This is a genomic window from Neobacillus bataviensis LMG 21833 (assembly GCF_000307875.1).
Lineage (GTDB): Bacteria > Bacillota > Bacilli > Bacillales > Cytobacillaceae > Neobacillus > Neobacillus bataviensis.
Genome location: NZ_AJLS01000034.1, coordinates 25,311 through 40,758 on the forward strand (window position 1 = coordinate 25,311; position 15,448 = coordinate 40,758).

Annotated in this window: 17 protein-coding genes, 1 riboswitch and 1 other annotated feature; of the genes, 5 read left to right on the forward strand and 12 right to left on the reverse strand. The window is 40.1% G+C overall.

What is annotated here, in order from left to right; translation table 11 throughout:
* Positions 1-14 precede the first annotated feature (14 nt).
* The 4 genes from BABA_RS02645 to argS form a co-directional block, all read right to left on the reverse strand.
* Entirely contained in the window at positions 15-1,196 is a 1,182-nt protein-coding gene (locus BABA_RS02645) for a NupC/NupG family nucleoside CNT transporter (RefSeq protein WP_007083577.1), read from the reverse strand.
* Between the two features lie 265 nt (positions 1,197-1,461).
* Positions 1,462-2,643 (reverse strand): MFS transporter, encoded by a 1,182-nt coding sequence (locus BABA_RS02650; protein WP_007083578.1) that lies wholly within the window; start codon positions 2,641-2,643, stop codon positions 1,462-1,464.
* An 81-nt stretch (positions 2,644-2,724) separates the two neighbouring features.
* The gene (locus BABA_RS02655) at positions 2,725-3,192 is read right to left on the reverse strand and encodes a DinB family protein (protein WP_007083579.1); all 468 of its coding nucleotides are present in this window, start codon (positions 3,190-3,192) and stop codon (positions 2,725-2,727) included.
* 73 nt (positions 3,193-3,265) lie between these two features.
* Positions 3,266-4,960 (reverse strand): arginine--tRNA ligase, encoded by a 1,695-nt coding sequence (argS, locus tag BABA_RS02660; RefSeq protein ID WP_007083580.1) that lies wholly within the window; start codon positions 4,958-4,960, stop codon positions 3,266-3,268.
* A gap of 50 nt (positions 4,961-5,010) precedes the next feature.
* Positions 5,011-5,223: a binding site (T-box leader), on the reverse strand.
* A 106-nt stretch (positions 5,224-5,329) separates the two neighbouring features.
* Between argS and BABA_RS02665 the strand changes: the two genes are divergently transcribed.
* Positions 5,330-5,584 carry an alpha/beta-type small acid-soluble spore protein gene (locus tag BABA_RS02665; protein WP_007083581.1) on the forward strand — a complete coding sequence of 85 codons (255 nt, stop codon included), beginning with the start codon at positions 5,330-5,332 and terminating at the stop codon, positions 5,582-5,584.
* Positions 5,585-5,776: 192 nt separating this feature from the next.
* On the opposite strand, the gene BABA_RS02670 is transcribed toward BABA_RS02665, so the two are convergent.
* Both BABA_RS02670 and BABA_RS27930 read right to left on the reverse strand, forming a co-directional pair.
* Positions 5,777-6,349, reverse strand: coding sequence for a TetR/AcrR family transcriptional regulator (locus BABA_RS02670; protein ID WP_007083582.1), 573 nt, complete (start codon positions 6,347-6,349; stop codon positions 5,777-5,779).
* Positions 6,350-6,549: 200 nt separating this feature from the next.
* Complete coding sequence (locus BABA_RS27930) at positions 6,550-6,708, reverse strand: hypothetical protein (protein WP_235749545.1); 159 nt, start codon at positions 6,706-6,708, stop codon at positions 6,550-6,552.
* 127 nt (positions 6,709-6,835) lie between these two features.
* Positions 6,836-6,981: riboswitch (cyclic di-AMP (ydaO/yuaA leader) on the forward strand.
* 141 nt (positions 6,982-7,122) lie between these two features.
* Between BABA_RS27930 and BABA_RS02675 the strand changes: the two genes are divergently transcribed.
* From BABA_RS02675 to BABA_RS02685, 3 genes are all read left to right on the forward strand, one after another.
* On the forward strand, positions 7,123-8,949 hold the full coding sequence (locus tag BABA_RS02675; RefSeq protein WP_007083583.1) for an APC family permease: 1,827 nt from the start codon (positions 7,123-7,125) through the stop codon (positions 8,947-8,949).
* Positions 8,950-9,076: 127 nt separating this feature from the next.
* A complete protein-coding gene (locus BABA_RS02680; RefSeq protein ID WP_007083584.1) occupies positions 9,077-9,994 on the forward strand; it encodes a nuclease-related domain-containing protein in 918 nt (305 codons plus the stop codon).
* Positions 9,987-10,433, forward strand: coding sequence for a hypothetical protein (locus BABA_RS02685; RefSeq protein ID WP_007083585.1), 447 nt, complete (start codon positions 9,987-9,989; stop codon positions 10,431-10,433). Before BABA_RS02680 ends, BABA_RS02685 begins: the two co-directional genes overlap by 8 nt.
* On the opposite strand, the gene BABA_RS02690 is transcribed toward BABA_RS02685, so the two are convergent.
* A complete protein-coding gene (locus tag BABA_RS02690; RefSeq protein ID WP_040345017.1) occupies positions 10,411-11,103 on the reverse strand; it encodes an AIM24 family protein in 693 nt (230 codons plus the stop codon). The genes BABA_RS02685 and BABA_RS02690 overlap by 23 nt on opposite strands.
* A gap of 235 nt (positions 11,104-11,338) precedes the next feature.
* On the opposite strand from BABA_RS02690, the gene BABA_RS02695 reads away from it, so the two are divergent.
* A complete protein-coding gene (locus BABA_RS02695) occupies positions 11,339-12,058 on the forward strand; it encodes a polysaccharide deacetylase family protein (protein WP_157273084.1) in 720 nt (239 codons plus the stop codon).
* Between the two features lie 15 nt (positions 12,059-12,073).
* Here BABA_RS02695 and BABA_RS02700 read toward each other — a convergent pair whose 3' ends face one another.
* The 5 genes from BABA_RS02700 to BABA_RS02720 form a co-directional block, all read right to left on the reverse strand.
* Positions 12,074-12,418 (reverse strand): hypothetical protein, encoded by a 345-nt coding sequence (locus tag BABA_RS02700; RefSeq protein WP_235749547.1) that lies wholly within the window; start codon positions 12,416-12,418, stop codon positions 12,074-12,076.
* A gap of 13 nt (positions 12,419-12,431) precedes the next feature.
* Positions 12,432-12,740 carry a hypothetical protein gene (locus tag BABA_RS02705; protein WP_007083589.1) on the reverse strand — a complete coding sequence of 103 codons (309 nt, stop codon included), beginning with the start codon at positions 12,738-12,740 and terminating at the stop codon, positions 12,432-12,434.
* Positions 12,725-13,747, reverse strand: a complete 1,023-nt coding sequence (locus tag BABA_RS02710; protein ID WP_007083590.1) for an anti-sigma factor — start codon at positions 13,745-13,747, stop codon at positions 12,725-12,727. The genes BABA_RS02705 and BABA_RS02710 overlap by 16 nt, the downstream gene beginning before the upstream one ends.
* A complete protein-coding gene (locus tag BABA_RS02715) occupies positions 13,740-14,234 on the reverse strand; it encodes a sigma-70 family RNA polymerase sigma factor (RefSeq protein WP_007083591.1) in 495 nt (164 codons plus the stop codon). The genes BABA_RS02710 and BABA_RS02715 overlap by 8 nt, the downstream gene beginning before the upstream one ends.
* 107 nt (positions 14,235-14,341) lie before the next feature.
* Positions 14,342-15,259 (reverse strand): class I SAM-dependent methyltransferase, encoded by a 918-nt coding sequence (locus BABA_RS02720; protein ID WP_007083592.1) that lies wholly within the window; start codon positions 15,257-15,259, stop codon positions 14,342-14,344.
* Positions 15,260-15,448 lie beyond the last annotated feature (189 nt).

A 15,448-nucleotide genomic window follows, 5' to 3' on the forward strand; every position in this document is an offset into this window, starting at 1 on the left:
TATTTACCTTTAAACTAAAGCATGATGCCCGTAATGGCGGCGGTTAATAAGCTGACAAGTGTTGCGCCAAATAGCAATTTAAGACCGAACTTTGCCACCACATTTCCTTTCTTTTCGTTTAAACCTTTTACGGCACCTGAGATAATCCCAATGGAAGAAAAGTTAGCAAACGATACGAGGAAAACCGAAATAATGCCCACTGTTCTGCTAGACAAGGATTCCGATATTTTTCCTAAATCTATCATGGCCACAAATTCATTGGATAACAACTTGGTCGCCATAATAGTTCCCGCATCGACTATTTCGGATGAAGGTATGCCAACAACAAACGCCAGTGGAGCAAACACATAACCTAGTGCAGTTTGGAAGCTGATGCCGAAAATCGCCGCAAAGACATAATTAATCATGCTGATTAACGCAACAAATCCAATTAGCATCGCGCCGACGATAATGGCCACTTTGAATCCATCCAAAATATATTCCCCAAGCATTTCAAAAAAGGTTTGTTTTTCAGAATCCTGAATGTCAATAATATCCTCTTGTTCCGTTACCTCATAAGGATTAATGATATTGGCAATGATAAATCCGCCAAATAAGTTTAACACGAGCGCGGTAATGACATATTTCGGATCAATCATGGTCATATAAGCCCCTAAAATTGATGCCGACACCGTTGACATCGCCGAAGTGCACAATGTATACAAGCGATGTTCAGGTAGGAACGGAAGCTGTTTTTTTACCGAAATAAACACCTCAGACTGACCAAAAACAGCAGATGCAACCGCGTTATAGGATTCTAATCTTCCAAGACCATTCACCTTACTTAAAACCAAGCCAAGGAAACGGACAATGATTGGCAGGACTTTTATGTACTGGGCGATTCCTATTAAGACGGAAATGAAGACAATCGGCATCAGTACGTTTAAGAAAAAGGGTGCTGCTCCCTTCATTGCCATTCCGCCGAAGACAAAGTTGACTCCCTCAGCCGCATACTTGAGAAGATGCTCAAACAACCCTGACACACCTCTAATAATCACAAGACCTATTTCTGTATTAAGCAATAAATAAGCGAATACTAGCTGCAAAACCAGCATAATCGCTACCGGCTTCAATTTTATTCCTTTTTTATTATTACTTACGATAAAAGCAAGTAAAAAGATAACGACCAATGCCGCCAAAAACAAAATAAATTTCAAAAAGTTTCTCTCCTTTTTCAAAGATGACCTCAGTGTATACGATCATAATATAAATTTTACGACAAAAATCGACAGCGTTTTCAAACAACTATTCGATTATAGAATTGCTGGTATTGCGTGTCAACTATATGACGGAAAGAAGCAAAATTCAGGTTATTCACTATAATTAATTTATCCTCTTTGCCACAGAATCATCCATACTTACCAGGAAAATAAAAAGACATGGAGATTTACTCCATGCCCTCTGACCGTTAACTAACTCTTTCTATGATCCTTGGTGTACTGCACTAACCCGATCTTTATATAGGAAATAGAAATAAAGCAGCATCGAAATGAAAATCGAAACAGCTGCCGTTTTATAAATACTGCTGTATCCGAAGAGATGACCAATTTGCCCAAACACCATTGCTCCGATACCGACACCTAAATCGAAAAAGGAAAAGAACGTCGCATTCGCCATCCCTCTTCGATTCATTGGAACCTTTTCAATCGCCCATGACTGTAAGGCAGGCTGCACGGTACCGAAGCCAAGACCGTAGAAAACAGCCGCGATAAACAGAATCATGCTGTTTGGAAGCCATGCTAACAAAATCATGGCTATCAAAATTAACAATGTACCCGGAATATAAACCGCGATATGTCCTCTCCGGTCATACAGCTGCCCTGCAAAAGTCCTTGTCACCATCAAGGCAAGGGCATAAATGAGAAAGTAAAATTGAATGCCGGCAATATGCTTTTCAGCCGTATATAACGGGAGAAAAGCAGCAATCCCGCCAAATGTGAACGTAATGAAGAACATTAGCATCGACGGCTTCAAGGCGCTTTTCTCGTAAAGATCGAGCTTGGTTTTGCTATCTTTCGGCTTGGGTTCGATCTTTTTATAGGTAATTCTGGATGACAATAGAAGCGCCATCAATCCTAATCCCGCACAAATTAGGAAAAACAGTTTAAACGAAATAATACCGGTCAGAATTAGCCCAAGGGAGGGGCCAAATGCCAATGCTAAATTGCCGGAAAGCCCATAATAGCCCATTCCCTCGCCTCTTCTCGAAGCAGGGATTAAATCAGTAGCAATCGTTCCTGATGCCGTGGTGGAAAATCCCCAGCCAGCCCCTTGGACAACACGCATCACAAATAAGAAAACCATACTTGTTAAAAATCCAAAGGAGCCAACTGATAGAACAAAAACGGTAAGCCCAATGAGATAAACAAAGCCTCTCCCTTTTGTTTCAAGTGAACTTCCTGCAATAGGGCGCAGCAGCAATGCAGAGAAGGTAAAGATTCCTACCACAAACCCGATTAATTGTTCATTACCACCTAAATCCTCCACAAACAATGGAATCGTCGGCAGCGTCATTTGAAAGCCAAGAAAGATAAAGAAGTTTGCTAAACAGATCAGAACAAAGTCTTTTGTCCAAATCCTTTCTTTCGTTACCTGTTTTTCCATAAAAGGTGAAGTCTCCCTCTCTTTTATCAATGAAAAAACGTTTCTACGGCATGTAGAAACGAAATTTCATGTGAAAATGTGTTATTTTATTTTTGCTGCTTCAATAACGCGTTTCATTGCATGCATTTGTCCTAGATGATTCGACTCATGGAAAACGGCAAAGTTAGCAAGTTCACCAAATGTTTCTTGACCTAGGAATGGAGTTTTCAGCTTTTCGTTAAAGCTTTCTCCTGGAATTTCCTTAATGCGCTTTAGTTGCTCCTTTAACTGTGCAGTCAATTCCTGAACAGATGGAACGTCGCCTTGCCAGTCAGCAGGCTTAGTGCCAGTTGCGAATTGTTCCATATAGTTTGCTGGCAGATTCGTTGATTTTTTCGGAAAACCAAACATAAATTGTTCTGCAACGGTTAAAACATGGCCGATATGCCAGTGGATTGTATTGTTAAATCCTTGCGGCTGGACATCAAGAATTGCCTCGTCAAAAGCCTCCACATTTTTAATTAGATAGTTTCTTGTTAACTCAAAGCTTTTAAATAACAATTCGCTCATTTGGATAGTCCCCCTTAAAATTTGCATAGTTTTATTCTATACCATTATTCTCCAATTAGGAAACAAAATGGCCTTACATTTCTTCCGGTGCTTCAATGCCCAATAATCGTAATCCTTCTTTAAGAACGACCGTTACACTGTAAACAAGGGCCAGGCGTGCTTGCTTTTCCATGCTTTCCTCCAAAACTTTTACCTCTGCGTAATACTTATTAAAGGCTTGGGCAAGGTCAACAATATATTTTGCCACCTGTGATGGGTCGTAATTATCACAGGCTCTTTTAACAGCAGGGGCAAATTCCATTAACAGACTTGCTACTTTCCATTCCTTGTCCCAGGAATTTGGATAGGTTTTAGGCTGTGAATCGGCTTGCCAATTCGCCTTACGTAAAATCGAGCAGGCACGGGCGAAGGTATATTGGACATATGGCCCTGTTTCCCCTTCAAAACGCAGCATTTCCTCTAAGGAAAATTCGATATCGTTCATTCGATTATTCTTTAAATCGTGGAAAATAACCGCGCCCACACCTACCTGCTTCGCTACTACATCTTTATTTGCCAGGTTTGGATTTTTCTCTTCAATATTGTGGCGTGCCATCGCAATCGATTCATTTAGTACCTCCTCTAAAAGGACAACTTTTCCCTTCCGAGTAGACATCTTTTTTCCATCCTTTAACATCATGCCAAATGGAACATGAACCATTTTCTCGGCCCACTCATAGCCCATTTTTCCCAATACGGCTATCAACTGTTTAAAATGAAGGCTTTGTTCATGGCCGACCACGTATAACGATTGGACAAAATCATAGTTTTCTTTTCTGTAGAGTGCGGCAGCTAAATCACGGGTCGCATAGAGTGTTGCACCGTCCGATTTTTTAATGAGGCATGGCGGCAACTGTTCCTCGGTTAACTCGACAACCTGTGCTTGATCGGATTCAATCAACAGCTGTTTCTCCTCAAGCAGCTTAACGATGCGATCCATTTTGTCATTATAGAAAGCCTCACCGGCATAGGAATCAAATTCAACGTTCATTAACTCATAGATTCTTGAAAACTCCTTCAGCGATTCATCGCGGAACCATTGCCACAAACTTAACGCTTCCTCGTCGCCATCCTCTAAGCGTTTAAACCAACTCCGGCCTTGATCTTCTAGTGATGGATCGGCTTCTGCCACTTCATGAAACTTTATATAAAGTGCGAGTAACTCCTTAATCGGGTTTTGTTTTACCTTTTCGGCATCGCCCCATAGTTTATAGGCGGTTATTAGCTTCCCGAATTGTGTACCCCAGTCACCAAGATGGTTAATTTTGATGGCTTTATAACCGCATTTCTCTGTAATCAAGGCGATAGAGTTTCCGATGACAGTCGAACGCAAATGCCCCATTGAAAAAGGCTTCGCGATATTTGGTGACGACATATCAATTGTGACATGGCCACCTGCCCCAAATTCGAGGTCTGCGAAATGACCCTTTTGTTCGAAAATGCTGTTGACAAGTTGTTCAGAAACCAACTTTTTATTTAAAAAGATATTAAGATACGCGCCTACCACTTCTACTTTTTCAAAAATGGGTGCTTGAATCTTTCCACTTAGTTCCTGTGCGATTAGATTAGGTGATTTTCTTTTTACCTTAGCTAGGGTGAAGCACGGAAAGGCTAAATCCCCGTGTGTGGCGTTTTTTGGCTTCTCAATCATCAGTTCCAGTTCCGCTGCTGTAATCTCCTGGTCAAGCAGTTCAAAAAGAACGGCTGCCAGCTCCTTCTTAAAATTCATATCTATAGACCTCCTTTTTTATAAAAAACAAAAAACCCTCGCCTCTTATATAAAGAGACGAGAGTTTGATAATCCCGCGGTACCACTCTAATTGTTCAATTCTGAACCGGCTTTACTTTATAACGGAGGATTCTCCGGCTCCCCTACTTTATTCGGGTCAGCATCTCAAAAGTGCGCTTCATTATCTACTCCGTATCAGGCTCACACCACCCCTGACTCGCTTTCACTTCCTAGATAACTACTCTCTTTTTCATTGATTTTTTCTAAGCTCGATTACCAGCTATTATACTGGAAAGATAAGGATTTATCCAGTCATTATTGATGAATTTTTATATTAGGGAAATCCTATTTTTAAAGGAGGGATTTTCGATGGCGAGAAGAAATAAAATACTTGTTCCTGAAGCACGAAGGGGACTCGATGCACTTAAAGCGAAGGTTGTTCAATCCGTAAACCCCGAGGATGCGAAATTTGAAGCTGCCGAGGAGGTCGGTGTTCCCTTGAAAAAAGGCTATAACGGCCAGCTCACATCCGAACAGGCCGGAAAAGTCGGCGGCCGGCTCGGCGGCAGCATGGTGCGCGAGCTCGTTAAAATGGCTCAGGAGAACTTAAGCAAAAGGCAGTAACGGACGGGTCTTAAGCTGGTGTGAAGGACTAATCCCTATTCCAAACCGGACGATTAGTCCTTCATGAAGCCGATGAAGGACTAATCCCTGTTCCAAACGAAGCGATCTGTCCTTCATGAAGCCGATGAAGGACTAATCCCTATTCCAAACCGTGTGATCTGTCCTTCATGAAGCTATAGGCATAAAAACCTGTTACCTCGGCAATCCCTTCAATAGAAATACCTTCATAATTTCAGCAATCTGCTCGGAACTTAACGGTTCGTGATTTCTTTCCCAGTCAGACACAAGGGCAATATACATTTTCAGCAACAGAAAGCTGGTGACTTCTGTGTTGACCTCAGGGATTGAACCTTTCGCAATAGCTGTCTCAATTTTTAGCTTCAAATATGCAATTATCTCATTTTCCACATGCTGCAGCATTTCCGAGACCGTCAATGTTCCCATTTCAGCTTCTTCTTGGACAAGCTTAATCATGAGTTGGTGCTGGGAGCGAAATTCTAATAAACGGTATAAGGCACGATGGACATTTTCTGTAAACGGCAAATCTGTTTGGATGACGGCATCAGCCTCGGCAATCATTTCCTTTACAAGCGTAGATATTATCTCTTCAAATAACTCTTCTTTATTTTTAAAAAAAGTATAAATGGTTCCTTTTCCAACATTGGCAAGCTTTGCGACTTGATCCATTGTTGTCGCTTTAAAACCAAATAAGGAAAAGGACTTTGTTGCCGCTTCCACAATCATCTTTCTTCTGTCGGGTGCCATCTCCTCGCCCTCCCCTTTGACTGATTTAGTTTTTTAGTCATTTTATTCAACTTTACAATAGCACATCCTGCCCTCTGTTACAATTTTTTCTGTAAAGTTTTGGGAAATTATCAATTATCATCAGCAAGAAATGTATTTTAATCAATCGTTTGAATGATACCGGACTAAACTAATTAATCGATTGATTAAATATATTGGTTTCATTCTTCTCTATTTTGCTTCGACTTCTGTATCTCTACCCCACTCTTTACCCGCAAAACCTTATTTTCATATTCAGGATTTCCATAAAGTAGGGATATTTCTTTTGCTAATTCGTCTAAAAATTGATCAGTTAATATGGGTTTTTTAGGGCTGAACATATTTTCACTCCTATCGAAATAAAATATCACTATTATTTACATATGTTGGAATAACATTCGTTAAAAGTTTATAAATTTTTGTATTTACTTTTTAGGTACGCGGGAGTATGATAATCCACAGTTTCAAATTTCTAAATCGCTGAAACCATATGGTACGGGGGAACCGTGTTTGCGGGTTGATCTATAACCCAAGGGGTGAATCCTTTAAAAGGTAGGGCTACTCAATGGTCCGAATCCGACAGCTAACCTCGTAAGCGTTATATGAGAAGGAAGGTGGAACTTGTTCGACATGAAAAATAATGTCTACAAGTCTATTTTTGGTGACTTGTAGACTTTTTTTAACTCTTATTGGAAATGGTTTTTTTTAGTTAAAAAGAGAACACTATATTTATAACTATTCGGCGGTGAACAGCAGTGATTTCTTCAATAAAGAGATTTTTAATTGGGCGTCCTTTAAAATCAACTGCACTAGGGGAACAAAAACTTTCTAAAACGAAGGCATTAGCCATCCTTTCTTCGGATGCGTTATCATCCGTTGCCTATGGCCCTGAACAAATATTGATTGTCCTTGTTACATTGGGCACCCTTGCCTTTTGGTACTCCATTCCCATTGCAATCGGAGTACTAATACTATTAGCTGCATTAATTCTATCCTACCAGCAGATTATTTTTGCCTATCCGCATGGCGGCGGCGCGTATGTGGTTTCGAAGGAAAATTTAGGGGTTAACCCAGGGCTTATTGCTGGAGGGTCATTATTAGTAGACTACATTTTAACGGTAGCTGTAAGTGTTTCCGCTGGAACCGATGCCATTACATCTGCTTTTCCTTCCTTTCATTCACATAAGGTAGTCATTGCAATTATATTCGTCTTGATCATAACTATCTTGAATTTAAGAGGACTAACAGAGTCTGCTACAATTTTAGCCTACCCTGTTTATTTATTTGTGCTTGCCTTATTTATATTGATTGGAGTCGGGTTATTCAATGTCTTAACGGGTAAGGTTTCACCCGATTTATCGGCTCCACTTGGTACACCTGTAGCCGGAGTAAGTCTCTTTATTCTATTACGAGCATTTGCATCCGGCAGTTCAGCACTTACAGGCGTCGAGGCCATATCCAATGCCATTCCAAATTTTAAAGACCCGGCTCCCAAAAATGCGGCCAAAACCTTAATGGCCATGGGAACTTTACTAGCTTTACTTTTTTCAGGCATCGTATTTCTAGCCTATTATTATGGAATTTCTCCTCGTGCTGAGGTGACGGTCGTCTCACAAATTGCAGAGGAAACCTTTGGACGGAATGGAATGTATTATTTTATTCAAGGGACAACGGCATTAATTTTAATCCTTGCCGCCAATACGGGGTATTCAGCCTTCCCTTTACTCGCAGTAAACTTAGCCAAAGATAAATTTATCCCAAGAATGTTTACCATTAGAGGTGACCGGTTAGGTTACTCCAATGGAATCATCATCCTTGGTGTTGCCTCCATTCTTTTAATTATGTTTTTTGAAGGCCAGACGGAACATCTTATTCCGCTCTATGCCGTGGGAGTTTTTATTCCTTTTACGTTGTCACAAACGGGAATGATGCTGAAATGGATTCGTGAAAAACCAACTGGATGGGTGCCGAAGTTCATTATTAACACAACTGGGGCTCTCATTAGTTTTACGGTTACCATTGTGTTCTTTTTAACCAAGTTCGATCGGGTGTGGCCTGTGTTAATTTTCTTACCCCTTATCATTTTTATTTTTCACAGAATAAGAAGGCATTATGAGGCAGTTGGCGACCAACTCCGGATTACAACTTGTGAGCCTGCTGTCCCAATTGAAGGGAATGTCATTATTGTGCCTGTTGCTGGAATTACGCATGTCGTAGAAAACTCCATCAATTACGCAAAATCCCTTTCACCTGATCAGATTATTGCGGTTTACGTCTCTTTTGAAAGAGACGATGAAAAGAAATTTGAAGAGAAGTGGAAGAATTGGCAGCCTGATGTCCGGCTCGTGACACTACATTCACATTATCGCAGTATTATTCAACCATTGACCAAATTTGTCGATACTGTTGAACATAAAGCGAGTGAATCAAATTACCAAGTTACCGTGGTCATCCCGCAATTTATTCCGAAAAAAGGCTGGCACAATATTCTTCATAACCAGTCTAGCTTACTGATTCGTTCGTTCCTGTTATATCGGAGAAATGTTATTATTACGACTGTCCCATATCATTTGAAAAAATAAATACTGAATAAACAACATCTAATCATGTGGATTAGATGTTGTTTTTTAATGTTAACAAAATGTTCAATCCTTTAGGATAAATAGATGTAATTCTTTTATACAATTAAGAAAAGAAAGGAAGTGGCATATGGCGTATAAACCCCGTACTAAATCTAAGGAATTAATCATTTTGGAATTGTTAAATACCTTAATGACCTTACCCGAAAAAGACAAACAGCATTATTTTAGCCTTAAAAAGGGATATGAAGGCGAGCTCATGTTTGATGCCTTGACGGAGAATCTTCAATGTGAGTGCCTTATCTTAAATGACCTGCTATTCAAAGTAAACAACACTACTTTTCAAATTGATTCGCTGATTATTATTTCTGAAAAGCTTTACCTTTATGAAGTGAAAAATTTTGAAGGTGATTATTTTTACGTAATTGATCCAGAAGCAGACAGATTATACAAAAGGCCCAAAAAGGAATATACTAATCCACTACATCAATTGAACCGCTGCGAATCCCTGCTCCGACAATTACTTCATAATATTGGGTTTACTTTGCCCATCGAAGCCCAGGTCGTTTTTATCAATCCCGGGTTCACCCTATACCAAGCACCTCTCGACAAGCCTTTTATTTTTCCAACACAGGTAAATAGCTATTTGAAAAAATTTGATATGAGATCATCAAGACTAACTGGAAAACACAAGATGCTGGCTGACAAACTAATTTCCCTTCATATTGAAGAAAATCCTTATACCACGTTGCCTCAATATAATTATGAAGGGCTGCGAAAAGGGATTACATGTGAGCTATGCCGCTCGTTTTCGATTTCTGTTCAAGGGAAGAAATGTGTGTGCGGCGATTGTGGGCATGATGAATTGGTGACATCAGCTGTTCTGCGGAGTGTGAATGAATTAAAGCTTCTATTTCCTGAAATGAGAATTACATCGAATTTGATTTATGATTGGTGTAGGGTTGTAGATTCTAAAAGAACTATTAGAAAGATTTTGGAGAAGAATTATAAAAAAGTGGGGGTTCATCAATGGACTTATTATGAATGAAGACCTTTTTGGGGATTTCGTTTGTACTATTGGTCTTCATCCGCTTAACGAGGACCCTTTTCCCGATTTCATTTACAATTTTGGTCTTCATCCGCTTAATGAAGACCTTTTTTCTGATTTCATTTACACTTTTGGTCTTCATCCGCTTAATGAAGACTTTTTTTCTGATATCGTTTACACTTTTGGTCTTCATCCGCTTAATGAAGACCTTTTTTCCGATTTCGTTTACACTTTTGGTCTTCATCCGCTTAATGAAGACCTTTTTTTCGATTTCGTTTACACTATTGGTCTTCATCCGCTTAATGAAGACCTTTTTTCTGATTTCGTTTACACTTTTGGTCTTCATCGGCTTGATGAAGACCTTTTTTCCGATTTCGTTTGTACTTTTGGTCTTCATCCGCTTATTCACAATGAAGTTAACCCTTCTCCACCCTCTTAACCTCTTCATAAGGCTGCACTACAACAAATCCATCGCCCTCAAACCTCATTTGGATCGATTCGCCACTGCCTCTTCCGAAGAAGGTCTTTAAACTGATATCCGTTTGAAACTCAGGCTGGAGGTTTCCAGACCAGGCAACCGTGGCGTTCGGATCAGTAATAACCGGCTGACCCGGCGAAACCCGTAATGTCAACGGCTCATAGTGAGTGGTTATCGCAATCATGCCGGTACCTTCACAGTGGACATTGAATAAACCGCCAGCCATCATTCCGGCAATCCGCCTCATCAATTTTATCTTCCATTTAATCCCCGGTTCAAATGCCAGCAAGTCGTTTCCATTCACATAGATCGAATCGTTTTGCAAATTTAGGATAATAATCTTTTTCCCTTCATCAGCAAGATACAATTTCCCCCGGCCGTTGGCTTTCATTAAGGAAGCCCCTTCACCGGTTAACGCCTTTTTAAAGGCCGTCCCAAGTCCGTGCTCCAAGATGCCTTCGCGATCAAACTTTATTTTCCCATGATAAGCGACCATGGATCCCGCTTTAGCCCATACAAGGCCATCCAAGTTAACTTCAAGCATGCGCGGAGTTTCTAATTCGAAAAATCCTTCCCCTTTATCCTTTTGTTCCGTCTGTTTAATAAATTCATCCATTGAATATCTGCTCACCCAGACCATCTCCCTTCCATAATTGTATTACGTTGAAAAAATGGGAATGTTTCAAATATCTACTTTTAATCGGTGATTTCATCAGCGGGTATCATTCTAGCAACAACCTTTGCTGTATGAATAACCCCGCCATCTGTTCTGGAAAACAGTTACTTTGATTCTTAACATAGGAATGATGATAATGGCACACATTATTAAGACTAACAAGTTATAGGTCGTTGAGGGAGCTTTTGTCATGAAGAAATGGGTTCAATTCGTTATCGCGGTTTTCTGTTTTTATACAAGTGGTCAAAATAATGTGCTCGCGGAGATGATTAAGAGAGAGCAAGTGGAGCCCACTGGGCATGTGATCTGGGATGTGGCAACACATAAAAAGGTCATCGCTTTAACATTTGACGATGGCCCCGATCCTGTTTATACGCCTCAGATTCTTGCACTACTCGAGAAGTATGGTGCCCATGCAACATTTTTTCAAATCGGAAACAGAATGGAACTGTATCCAGATGTTGTCGAACAAGTTGTCGAGGCTGGTCATGAATTGGGCAATCACTCCATGACACATCCTTACGAAAACAAGGTTGGCTTCCAACAGATGCGCCACGAAGTCGTTTTGGCAGATCGAATTATCCAAAAATATCAACCAAATCATCCTAAGCTGTTTCGACCGCCCGGAGGATATTTAGACAATTCTCTGCTGCAAGAGGCAAGGGAGCTAGGATACAGGGTCGTACTTTGGTCATATCATCAAGAATTAAAAGATTGGTCCCTTCCGGGGGCTCTAAATATCGCTAATCATGTCATTAGTCATGCACGTAATGGCGATATTATCCTCCTGCATGATGGCGGCGGCGACCGAAGTCAGACCCTCCAGGCTCTAAAGATCTTTCTACCGGCACTCAAGGAAAAAGGATACAACTTTGTAACTGTATCGGAACTTCTTTCGAATAAAGAATAAGAAACTAATGAGATTTTAAAAAATATTCCACCTGGAAATAATGGCTTTTAGCACTGAAATTGTAATAACAAACATTAAAAGCAATACTGCACCGCAAATATAATAGACAATATCCGGACTAAAGCTGTTTTGATAAAAAATAAAACCAGACACTCCAAATAGTGCAATCAAAAACAATTCAACCAGAAGGGCAGAAAAAATAAATAGTATATATGGTTTAACAATCTTGGGGTGGGAGACATGTTTTAATGTCAGCCCTTCCCAACATAAATTTGCTGCTTTCTCCAATTCAACCACCTCAGTTGGACAGGCTTTTATACACAGTATGTCCAGCGAAGGGGATTCTGTACCATTTTTCATAAAAAATTTACTGTTATGGTTTTGGATTAATGCTTAACGATGCAATCACCATTAAAAGGGTAAAAATGAGTAAAAAGATATTAAGAGAAAGCCCCCAAATGGCATATAATCTCGATCTTCTCAGGGTCACTAGCCCCGCGAGTCCGAGAAAAAAGCCTACAATTGGCAATTGAAGGATAAAGAGCCCGGGAAACTCTGAGTTCTTTATTAATAGAGCAACATTTAAACCGGCTAAGGAGATTAGCGCAATCAGAAAAGATAAAAATCCCGATATTGTCGGAAGGCGTCTGTTGCCTCTTTTTTTCTTTATTCCCAGTTCCATAGTTTTACCTCCCCTACCTTCATCGTACTAATTTCTTTTACATTTTCTAGCTTTCTCAATTCTTCCGTCGGGCCGGTGATCACAGCACCATACACCTTGATACCGTGTTTCTTAATATAGGCTATGCGGCTTTTCAGGGACAATGATTTAGCCCGGGCGACCTTTTCAGCAATCGATTCGTTTTTTTCAAGCAACGACAAAATATCGAGAAACACTTCTTCATTTGTCTGATTATCTGTTTTAAATGGGGACCAGGTAGTCGGATCATATTGTGCCGGGTAGCCGAGCGGAGTAATTGGCACCCCTTCACCATCCACCTGTGCCGCATCCAACCCTGTATCTACCGCCAGCCAGCGAAGTTCCATATTCTTGGGCAGAATTTTCTTCAGTTCCTCCGGTTTCATTACATCGTTTAATGATATATATACCTCAGCAACAGTCCCATTAGGAAGCTTATTTAACATATCCCATTGATCCCTTCTATTAAACGGAACGGATGCTTTAGGGTGAAACAAGACCTCTGTATCCTTATCCGGATATTCCGCTAACGGCCTATCTAGATTCAAATTCTTCTTAGGAAAGTTAGCCTTGTCTAACAAAAAGTCAATATCATAGTTACCTGCCTTGTAATCTTCCTTGCCAATTTTCTTATATACGTCAAAGTTGATATTCATTGAAAAAAAGCCAATGTCATGTTCTAAGCGAAGCTCTTCCAAACTCATATTTGGCTCGGTCACATAAATCGTTTTCGTGACAACATCAATCAGACGGTTTGCCCTATCGCCAATGGCATAGTACATGTAGGAGGCCAACGTCATGACAGGAACAATTAATAACAGAATGGCCAGACTGATCATGATATTCGTCCTGCGGGCCATATTTTTCCCAATCGTGACGATCTCCGTTTGGCTCTTTTCTGAATAAGGGTGAACTCCACTTACTTCATTCAGTGATTCCTTTAAATAATCTTGATAATCTTCTTCGAAACCCTTCTTTTCATCACTCATCTGCCTTCTTCCTTTCCTTCACTTTGTCCATGACTTTCTTGCGGCCCCTATGCAAGTTGCTTTTCAGCGTATTTATGTTCATTTCCAAAATTTCCGCTGCTTCATTGTAGGTAAGCTGATGTAAATCACATAACAGTAATACATGCCGTTCCTGTTCTTTTAATGAATGAATGTCGTTTAATAATAATTGAAAACTCTCTTTCTCTAGCAGCCTTTTTTCCGGAGTTTCCTTTAAAGAATCTCTCTCTTCCAATTGATCCTGAATGACCAAACGTTTATTTTTTCGTTGGAAATCAATAAAGGCATGAAAGGCAACCTTAAACAGCCATGCGCGAATATTGGAGATTTCATAGTCCTCAAGATGCAAATAAGCCCGGTAAAAAGCCTCATGAACCAAATCCTCAGCGATATAATGATCCTTTGAAAGGGAGTACAGATATCGGTATAAATCATTTACATGTTCACGATAAGCCTGATCCAGTTCCACTCCTGTTCCCCCTTTCACCCTAACCACGTATAACGATAGCAAAAGGTTGCAGATTTGGAAATTTTTTATTAAAAAACACCGTCCAAAAAAATGAACGGTGTCAGAATTTATTTATGAACAACTAAATGAGCGAAGTGAAAATGGTCAAAGGCATGTAAATCGTCGTCTCTGTCTGTAAAATACAATTCTTCAATATTGGCAGGAGATAGATTTTCATATAGCAGCATGTTGCAATCTTGGAGTTCCCGGTCCAGTTCAAATGGATCGAAGCCAGTGATCATCGGCTCTCCCGTAGTAGCAGTAATTTGCCGCATTTGGATGAGTTTCTTTGAGGCCAATTGATCATTAAAAGCCGTGTCATCAAGATAATCAAAGACAAAGGAGCTGCCGTTTAAAGACATTTCTGAAATGGCAGTAAGAAGGTTAAAGAAATCAGGTTTCTCTAAGTACATGACGACACCTAACAAACTAAAATAGGCAAATTGCTCGGCATCATAGCCGCTTTTTTTCAGTTCCTCAGACAAAGAACCGTGTTTAAAATCAACGGGAACAAATTTTACGTTTGCAGGAATGGCAAAACCCATTTCTTGTAGGCGATTAATTTTGAATGCTTGGGTTGCGGGGTGGTCGACTTCATAGATGATAAAATCTTCCGGCAAGTTTTTCTGACGCAGGGCAAAAGTATCTAGGCCAGCGCCTAAAATCACATATTGTCTTACACCACGCTCAATCGCAGACATCAGACTGTCTTCTGCATATCGTGCCCGGCTGACTAATTGAGGAACAGTCTGATTGTTCATCACCCACTCTAATTTTTCGTCCAATGATTTCAAGGATTCACTCTTTTCCGGATTAAAAAAAGAAATAGCATTCGCCCAATTGGTGCCGATCAGCTGTTTTTCCTCATCACGTAAAAGTGAATGAGCAGTCCGATCATTAAAAATGGGCTTGCTGCTGTTCAATGCATGATATCCCCTGGCAAAGCAGCTGACTAACGCGGTTAAACTTTCCTTATTAGCTTCCACGATAACTCCCCCTAAAAAAAGAAAACTCCCAGCAAAATATTTGCTAGGAGAATATTGTATGACGGGATCATTAACATGTCAATAAATTTATATTATAGCACACGTTTTATAAAAAGTCAATAAAATTATTTACTACACCCAGCGTTAACAGTATCGACACAGATGTTTTATAATTCCCGCTTTCATATG